The sequence below is a fragment of the Spirulina subsalsa FACHB-351 genome (genome assembly GCF_026130165.1).
In the GTDB taxonomy this organism is placed as follows: Bacteria; Cyanobacteriota; Cyanobacteriia; order Cyanobacteriales; family Spirulinaceae; genus Spirulina_A; species Spirulina_A subsalsa_A.
Window position 1 is genome coordinate 25459 of sequence record NZ_JAIHOM010000047.1, and the last position, 10799, is coordinate 36257.

General features: G+C 67.4%; 16 protein-coding genes. 7 read left to right on the forward strand and 9 right to left on the reverse strand.

Going from position 1 to position 10799, the window contains the following annotated elements; genetic code table 11:
• Positions 1-2: 2 nt before the first annotated feature.
• From K4A83_RS11265 to K4A83_RS11295, 7 genes are all read left to right on the forward strand, one after another.
• Positions 3-1172 (forward strand): phage tail sheath protein, encoded by a 1170-nt coding sequence (locus tag K4A83_RS11265; RefSeq protein WP_265264647.1) that lies wholly within the window; start codon positions 3-5, stop codon positions 1170-1172.
• Positions 1173-1679 carry a phage major tail tube protein gene (locus K4A83_RS11270; protein WP_265264648.1) on the forward strand — a complete coding sequence of 169 codons (507 nt, stop codon included), beginning with the start codon at positions 1173-1175 and terminating at the stop codon, positions 1677-1679. It begins immediately after the preceding gene.
• A gap of 79 nt (positions 1680-1758) precedes the next feature.
• Entirely contained in the window at positions 1759-2385 is a 627-nt protein-coding gene (locus K4A83_RS11275; protein WP_265264649.1) for a phage tail assembly protein, read from the forward strand.
• A 124-nt stretch (positions 2386-2509) separates the two neighbouring features.
• Positions 2510-5260, forward strand: coding sequence for a phage tail tape measure protein (locus K4A83_RS11280; RefSeq protein ID WP_265264650.1), 2751 nt, complete (start codon positions 2510-2512; stop codon positions 5258-5260).
• A gap of 1 nt (position 5261) precedes the next feature.
• Positions 5262-5675, forward strand: a complete 414-nt coding sequence (locus tag K4A83_RS11285) for a phage tail protein (RefSeq protein ID WP_265264651.1) — start codon at positions 5262-5264, stop codon at positions 5673-5675.
• On the forward strand, positions 5644-5862 hold the full coding sequence (locus K4A83_RS11290; protein ID WP_265264652.1) for a tail protein X: 219 nt from the start codon (positions 5644-5646) through the stop codon (positions 5860-5862). The genes K4A83_RS11285 and K4A83_RS11290 overlap by 32 nt, the downstream gene beginning before the upstream one ends.
• Before the next feature lie 3 nt (positions 5863-5865).
• Positions 5866-6891 (forward strand): contractile injection system protein, VgrG/Pvc8 family, encoded by a 1026-nt coding sequence (locus tag K4A83_RS11295; RefSeq protein ID WP_265264653.1) that lies wholly within the window; start codon positions 5866-5868, stop codon positions 6889-6891.
• A 92-nt stretch (positions 6892-6983) separates the two neighbouring features.
• On the opposite strand, the gene K4A83_RS11300 is transcribed toward K4A83_RS11295, so the two are convergent.
• The 9 genes from K4A83_RS11300 to parA form a co-directional block, all read right to left on the reverse strand.
• Complete coding sequence (locus K4A83_RS11300) at positions 6984-7373, reverse strand: hypothetical protein (protein WP_265264654.1); 390 nt, start codon at positions 7371-7373, stop codon at positions 6984-6986.
• 118 nt (positions 7374-7491) lie between these two features.
• Positions 7492-8157: a hypothetical protein gene (locus K4A83_RS11305; RefSeq protein WP_265264655.1), complete on the reverse strand. Its 666-nt coding sequence runs from the start codon at positions 8155-8157 to the stop codon at positions 7492-7494.
• Positions 8154-8558 (reverse strand): hypothetical protein, encoded by a 405-nt coding sequence (locus tag K4A83_RS11310; RefSeq protein ID WP_265264656.1) that lies wholly within the window; start codon positions 8556-8558, stop codon positions 8154-8156. Before K4A83_RS11310 ends, K4A83_RS11305 begins: the two co-directional genes overlap by 4 nt.
• A gap of 16 nt (positions 8559-8574) precedes the next feature.
• Entirely contained in the window at positions 8575-8697 is a 123-nt protein-coding gene (locus tag K4A83_RS11315; RefSeq protein WP_265264657.1) for a hypothetical protein, read from the reverse strand.
• Positions 8694-9026 carry a hypothetical protein gene (locus K4A83_RS11320; RefSeq protein WP_265264658.1) on the reverse strand — a complete coding sequence of 111 codons (333 nt, stop codon included), beginning with the start codon at positions 9024-9026 and terminating at the stop codon, positions 8694-8696. The genes K4A83_RS11315 and K4A83_RS11320 overlap by 4 nt, the downstream gene beginning before the upstream one ends.
• Positions 9016-9234, reverse strand: coding sequence for a hypothetical protein (locus K4A83_RS11325; RefSeq protein WP_265264659.1), 219 nt, complete (start codon positions 9232-9234; stop codon positions 9016-9018). Before K4A83_RS11325 ends, K4A83_RS11320 begins: the two co-directional genes overlap by 11 nt.
• Positions 9231-9386: a hypothetical protein gene (locus tag K4A83_RS11330; RefSeq protein ID WP_265264660.1), complete on the reverse strand. Its 156-nt coding sequence runs from the start codon at positions 9384-9386 to the stop codon at positions 9231-9233. The genes K4A83_RS11325 and K4A83_RS11330 overlap by 4 nt, the downstream gene beginning before the upstream one ends.
• Positions 9387-9459: 73 nt before the next feature.
• Entirely contained in the window at positions 9460-9747 is a 288-nt protein-coding gene (locus K4A83_RS11335) for a hypothetical protein (protein WP_265264661.1), read from the reverse strand.
• Positions 9740-10378, reverse strand: coding sequence for a ParA family partition ATPase (gene parA / locus K4A83_RS11340; RefSeq protein WP_265264662.1), 639 nt, complete (start codon positions 10376-10378; stop codon positions 9740-9742). The genes K4A83_RS11335 and parA overlap by 8 nt, the downstream gene beginning before the upstream one ends.
• Positions 10379-10799: the final 421 nt, after the last annotated feature.

A 10799-nucleotide genomic window follows, 5' to 3' on the forward strand; every position in this document is an offset into this window, starting at 1 on the left:
TCATGCCCGAGATTCCTAACTTCGAGCACAACGGCATCTCGATCGAGACGAAGCGGCCACCGGAGCCCATGGGGCCGCTCGGCGAGAACGTCGTCGGCCTGGTGGTGACCGCCCCGGACCGCGACACCGATCGCATCGCGCTCAACGTGCCGTTTCGCATCGCCAACCAGGGCGACGCCCAGCTGCTGGATAGCACCGGCGACGAGCTGGGCACCGGCTGGCATGCGGTGAGCGAGCTGCTCAAGAAGGCCGGCGTGCCGGTCTACGTGATCGTGGTGGAGGAAGGCGCCACCGACGAGGAGACCAAGGCCAACGTGATCGGCGGCATCGATCCCGAATCGGGCCAGCCCAAGGGCATCGCCTCGCTGGCCGGCTGCCGCGAAGCGCCGACGATCATCGCCGCGCCCGGCTTCTCGCATGAGCTGGCCGTCGCCCAGGAGCTGGCGACCATGGCCCGCCGGCTGATGTGCCGCGTGGTGCTGGACTGCGACGACGTCTCGATCGACGACGCCATCGAGTACAGCGAGAGCCTGGGCGGCGAGGGCACCGGCTTTCGCCGTTGCTACCTGGCGTACCAGATGGCCGAGATCTACTCCCGCGCGGCCCGGGGCAACATCTTCGTGGCGCCCTCGGTGCATGCCGTCGGTGCGCTCGCGGCGGTCAAGCCGTGGGAGTCGCCCGGCAACCAGGGCGTGCTGATCCAGGGCGTGTCGCGCCACGTCGACTACAACATCCTGGACAAGAGCACCAACGGCGATCTGCTCAACCGCTGGGGGATCAGCTACTACGCGCGCACTTCGATGGGCGGTTTCTCGCTGATCGGCAACCGCGGCGTGACCGGCGAGTTCATCTCGCACGTGGGTCTCGAGGACGCGATCTGCCGCAAGCTGGTCTCGGCCAGCCAGCGCGCCATGGCCAAGAACCTGACAAAGAGCTTCATGGAGCAGGAGGTGCGCAAGGTCGACGCCTTCATCCAGGACCAAGTGGCCGCGGAGATCATTCCGGGCGGGCGTGTCTACCTTCACCCCACGCTCAACACCGTGGAGCGCTACAAGAACGGCAGCTGGTACATCGTCATCGAGTACGGCCGCTACTCCCCCAATGAGCACATGATCTTCCACGTCAACGCTGTGGATTCGATCGTGGAAGAGTTCCTGCAGGAGGTGCTCTAAATGGCAACTGAACGCAAGCGGATGATGCTCGCGGGCAGCCTCAACGGCTGGCCGCTGATGCACCAGCTCGAGGAGTTCACCCCGGTGAACATCGAGAAGGAGATGGAAGCGGCCCAGGGCGGCCGCTTCGCGCCCGAGCAGATGATGGTCGGCCTGCGGCAGCTCGAATGCTCGGTGACGCTGAGCGGCGCCGGCTACGAGCTGATCATCGCCCAGGGCATCGGCCAGGGCGATACCGTCGAGCTCGACGTGCGCGAGTCGCAGGAAGATCTTGAGGGCAACACCTTCGCGGTGTGGCACCAGGTGGGCGGCGAGGTGACCAAGGTCGACCGCCCCAGCGCCAAGATGAAGGAGAAGCCCTCGGTCACGCTGACGATCGCCCCGGTGCGCTCGCGCATGCTGGAGAACGGCATCACTCTGCACAACATCAACCTGCGCACCCAGGTGATCGACCTGGGCAGCGGCGACATCATGGAGCGCCACCGCCGCAACGTCCTGATGCCCTGACCGGCCGTAAGAGCCGACCCGCGCCGCCCTGCACCTCGCTGGGCGGCGTTTTTCATGCCTGCACCCCGAGGATTACCCCATGTGGAAACCCGCACCGCACCCACTGCGCTGGCCGCTGACTGTGGCTGACGAGACCCTGACCGCCCTGCCGCTGCGTCCGATCCTGCACGGCGAGCACGCCGACCTGATCGCGCGGATGGAAGCCCACAAGGCCGAGCAGGCCGCCCAGGGCAAGCCGCTGGACGACGACGAGTACGACAACCAGGTGTTTCTCGCCCTGGCGGTGCTGACCACCGGCCTGGACGAAAAGACGCTGCTGAAGCTCAAGCGCCCCGACTTCAACGGCCTGGCCCAGCGCGTGTTCGAACTTGTCAGCGCCAAGTCGACGGCGTTCATGGATGCCGACATGCAGGCCCGGGCCAGCGACCCGGATGCCCCGCCGCTGTTGGTGCCGATCAAGTGCAGTGACGGCATTACGCGCGACGCGATCACGCTCGAGGTGCCCGACCTCGAGGCCACCCAGCTGATGCGCAAGTACACCGATCGCCGCCAGCGCGCCGAGTTCATCACCGCCAAGTGCACCGGGCTGATGGTGCAGGATCTCGCCCAGCTCACCGCGCCGGACTGGAACACCCTGCAGGCGAGGCTGAACGATTTTTTGAACATGACGGGCGACTTCTTTCGCCTCGGGACATCGACGTCCTGACGGACGTGATCCCGCTCGTCTACCAAGTGGGCGAGCGGGATCTCCTGAAGTGGCCCGTTGACAAGGCACTGCGCCGCTACGAGCTGGCGATGAAGCGGCTGAAGGCCGGACACTAGGAGCCGTCATGGCGAGCAGATACAGCGTTACCCTGGCCGCCGAAGACGGCTACAGCGCCGCGTTCCGGTCCTTCGCCGATGCCAGCCGGAACATGGAAGAGCAGATTCGCGGCAACCAGGCGGAGCTGCGCAACCTGAACCGGGTGGCCCGGGAGATGAGCGGCTACCAGGGCCTGCAGAACGACCTGCAGGCCACGGGTACCGCCCTGGACGAGGCGCGCGAGAAACAGGCGCGCCTGGCCCGGGAGATGCGCCAGGCCGAGGAGCCGAGCAAGCGGCTGCAGCGCGAGTACGACCGCGCCACGGCCACGGTCTCGACGCTCTCGGCCGAGCATCGCGCCCAGACAAATGAGCTGAACCGGCTGGAGGGCTCGCTGCAGAGCGCCGGGGTGGATCTCTCGCGCTTTGCCGATGAGCAGCGCCGGATCGAGGACGCGACCCGCTCGACCAACGCGGTGCTGGACGACCAGCGCTCGCGCATGCAGGCGGTCAGCGACGCCCAGGCCCGGGTGACGGCCGCCGAGGGCCGCATCGCCGACAACCGCGCCGAGCGCTCCCGGCTGCGCGGCGAGATCGCCGAGACCATCGCCCTGGGCTACATCGCCAGCCGGCCGCTGAACAGCGCGATGAACCTGCAAACCGCCATGGCCGACGTGGCCAAGGTGATCGACTTCGAGGAAGGCGAGCGCGAGCGCTACGCCAACGCCAACCTGCGGCTGGCCAGCGATCGGCTGATCGCTTCCTCGGGCATGGGCGCGACGGATATCGCCGCGATTCAGTACGCCGCGGGGCAGTCGGGCATCTTCAACGACGTTTCCGGCGACGAGCGCTTCCAGGGTGTGATGGACTTCACCCGGCAGGCCGCGATCATGGCCGCCGCCTTCGACATCGATGCCGGCCAGGCCGGCTCGTCGATGGTCTCCTGGCGTATGGGCATGGGGCTGGACGGCGACCAGGTCGCCCAGCTGGCCGACGCGACCAACTTCCTGGGCAATAGCTTCAACACCACGGCGGCGGATCTCGCCGAGATGCTGACCCGCCAGGGCGCCCTGGCGGTGAACGCTGGCATGACGCCGGAGCAAGCCGCCGCCCTGGGCGCGGCCTTCCTCAACCCCGGTACCGACGCGCGTGTCGCCGGTACCGGCATGAAAAACTTCCTGCTGGCCCTCAACCAGGGCGGCGCCGCTTCCGGCAAACGCCGCGAGGCCTGGGAGGAGCTGGGCTTCGCGCCCGAGGATCTCGCCCGCAGGATGCAGCAAGACGCCCCGGCAGTGATCCAGGACGTGCTGAAAGCCATTCGCGCGCTGCCCGAGGAAGAGCGCACCGGCGTCAGCGAGGTGCTGTTCGGGCGTGAGTCGATCTCGGCCATCTCGCCGCTGCTGGCCAACCTGGACGAGGTCGACCGTGCCTTCTCGCTGACCAGCGATCAGGCTCGTTACACCGGCTCGATGCTGCGCGAGGCCGAGGGCGTGGCGGACACCAGCCGCACCACCACGAACGTGTTTTTCAGCGAGCTGAGCCGCCTGGTGACGCAGATCGGTACCGGCATGCTGCCGGTGCTCGATGCCGTGCTGCCGCCGCTGACCAGCGTGGTCGGCCTGTTGGCCGACTTCACCGAGCAGAACAGCACCCTGGTGGGCGTGCTCGCCGCCGGTGCGGCCGGCCTGATCGCCATGAAGGCCGCCGTGCTGGGCGTGCGCTATGCCGGCCTGCTGACCGGCCAGGTGTTCAACCAGGGCGCGCTGATGCGCGCCAGGTTGGACCAGCGCACCGCCCAGACGGCCCTGGTGGCAGATGGGGCGGTGACCCGCCTGAACGGCGCGATTGCCCGCCTGGCGGCCGTTGGCGGCGCTGCCGGGGCAGGTGGTGGCCGTGGCGGTCGTGGTGGCCGTCGTGGTGCCGGCATGGGCGGTGCCGCTGCCGGCGCAGCCGGTGGGGCTGCTGCGGCAGGTGCCGCCGGGCGTGGTGGTGCTGCCGCCGCCGGTGGCTGGCGGGGCACCATGGCCGGCATCGGCAACAGCCGGGCCATGCGCTGGGGCGGCCGGGTGGCCATGCCCCTGGCCCTGATCGGCGGTACCGCTGGCATTGCCCATGCGGCAAGCGACGGCGACGCCGAGACGATCGGCGGTGCGACCGGCAGCATGCTGGGCGGCATGGGCGGCTGGATGGGCGGCGCGGCCGGCGGGGCTGCCCTGGGCACGATGATCATGCCTGGGGTGGGTACCGCGGTGGGTGGCGCCGTGGGCGGCATTGCCGGCGGCATCGCCGGTACCGCTGCCGGGCAGTACGTGGGCGAGAAGGCCGGGGCGCTGTGGCGCTGGGCCTTCGGTGACGACGACCCAGACGACCAGGCGCACCTCGCAGCCATGCTGCAGCCGGCCGCTGCCGGCAGCAGTAGCAGCGCTGGCGGCGGCGGGATCCTGGGCGGCAGTTCCGGCAGCTTCACCCAGCAGGTGCGCGACGCGACCCGCGAGGACGTGCTCGAGGAGCTCGACGAGCGCCTGCGCAACCCGCGCGACCAGCTGGGCGAGCCGGGCGAGATCGCCGGCACCATCAACCAAACCAACCAGACCGACTCGCGCGTCATCTCGCCGACCTTCGATATCAAGATCGAGGCCAGCGGCAATGCCGAGCGCGACCAGGAGCTGCTCGATCGGCTGATGGAGCGCCTGCGCAATGAGCTGATGCCGCTGCTCGGCGCCGGTACCAGCGGCATCGACGTGCGGCTCGACGCCTCTCTGACCGACAGGAGCGACTGATATGCGGCAGCAGCTGGCCCTGGGCGAGGACTTCGTGTTCTCGCTCGGGCGGGAGTTCCCCTATTCGAGCCTGCAGCGCAAGAGCGACGGCGGCTGGATCGAGATCGATATCGTCTACGCCAAGCCGGCGAGCCAGAACACCGGCCAGGGCCTGGACGAGATCCGGCTGTCCGGTACCGCGTTCTATGCGATCGGCATGCAGCGGCTGGACGAGCTGCGCGCCATGCAGGCCGAGCGCCGGCCCTACGTGCTGGTGGATGGTCTCGGCCAGAACCTGGGCCGCTGGAAGATCATGGCGGTGGAAGAGAACCAGAGCCGGATCATCGACGACGGTACGGCGATGCGAGTGGCCTGGACGGTGCAGCTACAGGAGTTTGTCGACCATGCAGCGAGTGGTGAAGACGATAGCGGGTGACAGCGTGAACCGCCTGCTGTGGCGCGAGCTGCGCCGCGATGATGACAGCGCCGAGGAGGCGCTGTGGTCACTGAACCCGGGCCTGGCGGCCTACGGCCCGCTGTTGCCGGCCGGTATCCGGGTGGTGCTGCCCGACCTCGAGCAGCGCCGCCACCAGGCGCAGCGCGCCGTCACGGCTTGGGACTGACGCATGCAGATAGGCTACACGCCTCGGGTGCGGGTGACCGGCACGCACGCCGAGCTGATCAACGCCGGTCGGTTGATCGATTGGGAGCACGTCGACGCCGCCGGGCTCGAGAGCGATCGCTTGCACCTGACGGTGGACGTGCGCGGCCTGGATGGGCTGCCGCGCGAGGGCGAGCGCCTGGGGCTCGAGGTGGGCTACGCCGAGACCGGCCTGGTCAACAAGGGCGAGTTCGTGATCTCGCGCACTACCCCTCGGCTGTTCCCCGAGCAGCTGCTGATCGTGGCCACGGCCGCGCCGTTCAAGGTCAACGACCAGACCGCCTTTCGTGCCCGCCGCTCGGCGAGCTTCGAGGGCACCACCCTGGGCGAGGTATTCCGCACCCTGGTGCGCCGGCATGGCTTCTCGCCGCGTGTGGCGCCGGATCTCGACGCCCTGCCGATCGATCACGCCGACCAGGCCGACGAGACCGACATGGGCTTCCTGACGCGCCTGGCGCGCCGCTTCGATGCGGTGACCAAGCCGGTGGGCGAGCGCTACGTGCTGGCCCGCCGTGGCCAGGTGAGCGCGATCAGCGGCCAGGCGCTGCCGGTGATCACGCTCTCGGTACCGCCGAACAACCGGCCCGGCGAGATGGCGTTCACCAATGCCAGCGTCGACCGCTCCTCGCGCGTGCGCTTCCAGGGCGTGCGGGCGGTGTGGTTCAACGGCGAGGAGGGCGTGGAGGCGACGGTCGAGCAGGGCGCGCAGCCGTTCAAGCGGCTGCGCCAGAGCTACACCAACAGCGGCGAGGCCCGGGCCGCGGCCGAAGGCGAGATGCGCAAGCTCAAGCGCGAATCGGCGAAGCTGCGCATCGAGTGCCCGGGCAACCCGGCACTTGCCGCCGAGGGGCTGATCCGGCTCGACGACACCTGGCCCAGCTACATGCAGGGCGAGTGGTCGCTCGACAAGGTGACGGCGCGCGGATCCCGGCGGCATGGGTACCGCTGCACGCTCGAGGCGACCTGGCCGGAGGGTAGAGAGAGCGAGTAGGCAACACCAAAAGCGAAGCCCCCACCGCCTTCGGGCGGTGGGGGCTTTTTGCGTGCGTGGAATGTGCCAATGCACAAATGTACATTTGCACGTTAGTTTAGGCGCTCCCATGGCACCGCGCCGGGCAGATCCTCGCCGGGCTCGCTGCGTCGAATGCGGAGCGGCGAGGAGCGCTCGCCATCCGGCAACGCCTGCCAGCGCTCCACCACCCGAATCGCTGGGCCGTTGCGCGCGAGCCAGATCTCGCCCTGGTCGTCGTTGTGTAACAGCCAGACGCTGCCCTGGTCTTCGCCCGGGGCGTAGCGGCACGCCATCCAGGTGTGGCCGTCGACGGCGCCGGTCTTCTCGCACTGCACGCCCATGCCTACGTCGCGGTGGATCTCCTGGAGCCAGGCCTGATCGCCCTTGGTGGCGATGGCCCAATAGGCAAAAGCGCCGCATGCGACGGCGAAGCCAATAGCGAGCTTGTTGCTGGTTTTCATGGTGATGTTCCCCTGCGTGATATCGAGGAAAGGCTACCACGGCCGCCACCAGCTGAGATTGTGGGCGCTGCAACGAAAAGCCCCGCCGGGCGGCGGGGCTGGGTGGGTTAGGGCTATGTCAGCGCCTGGGCAGATGGCTAAACTCCGGCAGCTCGAACAGCTCGGGGTAGTTGCCTTCGATCCAATGGAGAAGCCAATCAAACCCTTCCGGCACCTGGCCCTCACTGTAGGCGACGGCGTAGAGCTCCATGATCGCCAGACAGTCCGACAGCTCCATCACGTCGCCACGCCTGTCGCGGTTACGCCTCTCGGCTTCCTGCACCGCCGTCTTGACCTTCGCCCAGTCGGCCCTGCTGATGCCGACGGTAGAGCGATCATCGTCGATGGTCATGGCGAAGGCCGCGTCGATCTTGTCGAAGATCTCTTTCATGGGGCTGGGCTTCGCCCGCTCTGCCATCACCGGGGCGGCGTCGCCCGGCGAGTGGCCGTGGTCGGGATACTGGTAAACGGCGAAGTCGTAGTCGTTGGTGCCTGTGGCCCGGTTCATTTTCAGGATCAGCGCCTCGAGCTGCGCGTAAGGCCGTGGCTGCCCGGTTTCGGAAGACAGGACATAGCTGCCCACTACGGAGCTCTTGCCGATCTCGTCGTCCTTCAGCTCGAAGACGCGCAGGTACCATTCCCCGATCGTGCCGTGGATCTCGAACTGAACCTCGTCGGCTGCGGCGACCAGGGCCGGCAGATCCTGCACCTGGCGGGGCTTCATGTCGTCGGTCTGGGTGGTCATGGGCTGGGCTCCTCGGCTTCAGGCTCCAGTTTGCGGGCCTCATTTACGCATCGCCGCGCCAGTTCGCCAGGTGAATATGTGCCGTTCATGAGGTGCGCCGCCACCTCCCGCAGGGCTTTCGCCCGGGCCTGGGCTTCTCGGCTGGCGATCGCCTCCGTCAGATCTCGCGGCGACACGTCGTCGGCATCTTCGCCAAAGCCCAGCGCCTTTCGCGCTGCCCGCGACTCGGACATACGCTGATCTGCATGGCCAGCGCACATGCTGTACCGGGAGAGCTCCCGCTTGGCTGCGTCCAGGCGGTCGAGCAGGGCGAGGATAGTGGCCGGGTTCACTCCCATTGGCTGTTCATGCCGATGGTCACGCTCTGCCCGTTCTCGCAGGCTCTTCAGATCAATGCTCATGGTGTTGTTCTCCAGGTTAGCGGCGCTTCGGGCGCCGGCGTTTCGGTGATGCCAGGTCGTTGAGGATCTCGAGCAGGGCGACGGCGATTGCCGCCACCATGCCCAGGGCGTATAGGGCAGCTTTGGCGATGCGCTTCACCGTCGGCCCCCTTGTGTCGTGTCGCAGGCGTCATAGGCGTCTTTGAGATCCTGCCCGGTCAGGGTGATCCAGACCAGGTGCCGCGAGCCGGCGATCGCAAAGGTGTAGAAGCTGCCCAGGGCCTCGCGCTCGAGGCGCTCGATATCCAACGGGGTGCGCGGGTGGCCGTCGAGAATCACGGCCGCACGGTGCAGCGGCCAGGCGATCGCAAACGGCGCCAGGGCTTCGCGCAGGGCCGCCTCGCGGCCCTGGCTGGCCCGCAGCGCGACACGCGCCCGCGCCAGCTCGCCCTGCAGCTCGGCGATACGCTCCTCGGTGTTACTGGCCATGGCCACCTCCCTCGGTCTCGAGCAGCTTGATGGCCTTGCGCAGGATCGTGCCCAGCATCTTGCGGCGGCTGGTGTGCCCTTCCTTGCCCTGGAGATCGATCAGCGCCTCGAGCGCCTCCTGGGCGGTACCGGCGGGGTTGCGCTCGAGGGTGCAGATCAGCGAGCCCTTGGCGTCGTCGACGCTGGTGCCGTTGAGTCGGTGGCTCATGCTGCGGCCTCCCCGATCAAGGCCAGCAGAGCGCGCTGGGCGGCCCCTGTGGCGTGTCTCCGGGCGAACAGCAGCACCTGGAAGCGGTGGGCGGGATTCTTCGCGTCGCGCAGCGACAGGCGCCGCACTGTGGTAGCATCGTGATGTGACATGGCTTTCCATCCTCGGTTTGCTTGTGTCTGCCCTGGTAGCCGGTGGCCGCCGGCTGCCGGGCTCTCCCCGGGCTCAGTCGCCCAGAATCCTCTCGATATCCTTCACCTGGTAGCGGCCCTCGCCGCGCCGGTACTTCTCGAACAGATCCTCGACCGCTTCATCCAGGAACGTCTTCACCGGCACGTTATCGGCGCTGTTGACACGCATCGACGACAGCTTGCGGTGGATATCGACCGACGTGTCATAGGGCACGCGCTTTTTCGGCTGGTCGACCTCGGTGATGGCCTTCACGGCTTTCTCGACGTCCGGCCGGCCGGCGGCGCTGCTGCGTCGGGTGGTCAGCTTCTTGCGCTCAGCCATGGTTGAGCATCTCCAGCATTTCGCGGCCCAGGGCTTCGATCTCCTGGCGCGCTTTGTCGGTTTCCGGCAGGTCCATGACGCTGCCGCCTTTGGCGCAGTCGGCATAGGCGACGCGCTGGGTGGTGTGGGCGTCGAAGATCGGTAGCTCGTACTCGGCGAGCGCCTCGCGAACTTCCCGGCTCAGGTGGGTGTTCTTGATCACCCGCGACACCACGAACGCCGCCAGCGGCTTGCCGTCGGTCACTTCCTGGCGCGCCTGGATCAGCTCGACCAGGGTGGCGCAGGAGTAGATATCGAACGGCGACGGCTGGCAGGGGATCAGCACCAGGTCGGCGGCCTTCACGGCCGGCCCGGCCAAGTCTTTGATCTGCGGCGCACCGTCCAGCACCACGTAGTCATAGCCGCCGGCAACGCGCGGCAGATCCCTGGCCACCTTCGTGCCCATGGAGACGACCGGGAAGTCGTCGTCGCTGTCGCGCGTCTCGCTCCACTCGGTGGCAGAGCCTTGCGGGTCGAGATCCACCAGCAGCACTTTGAAGCCTTGCTTGTGCAGCCAGCAGGCCACGTTGGTCGCTTGCGTGGTCTTCCCGACGCCCCCTTTCTGGTTGAGTAATGCGATTACCTTGGTCATTGCGCCTCGCGCTCCTCGGTTTATGGGCTTGCAGAACGTACATTAGCACAAAAGTACAAATGTACAATACCCGCTAACTACGCCTTGCCTGACGCCTGACCGCGCCATGTCCTTACCTAGCGGCCTGCAACCCGCATGGTTGCGGGCTTCTCGCTTGCCCGGCGCCCTACCTGCTGCCCGGTGTCCTTTCCCTGTATGCCCGCCTTTCGGCCTTTCGCTGGCCATTCTGACGCCATGCCCGCCTTTATCTATTGCCTATCACCTTTACCGCTTTTCTGATCGCTGGCGACTCAATCATAGCAGGGCTACCTATGTATGCCCTACGCCATGCATACACTGTGCCCCCTACCTATGCATACATAGTGCCCCCTACTATATGTAGGGCCGCCCATGCATACACACTTGCACCCATACTATACGT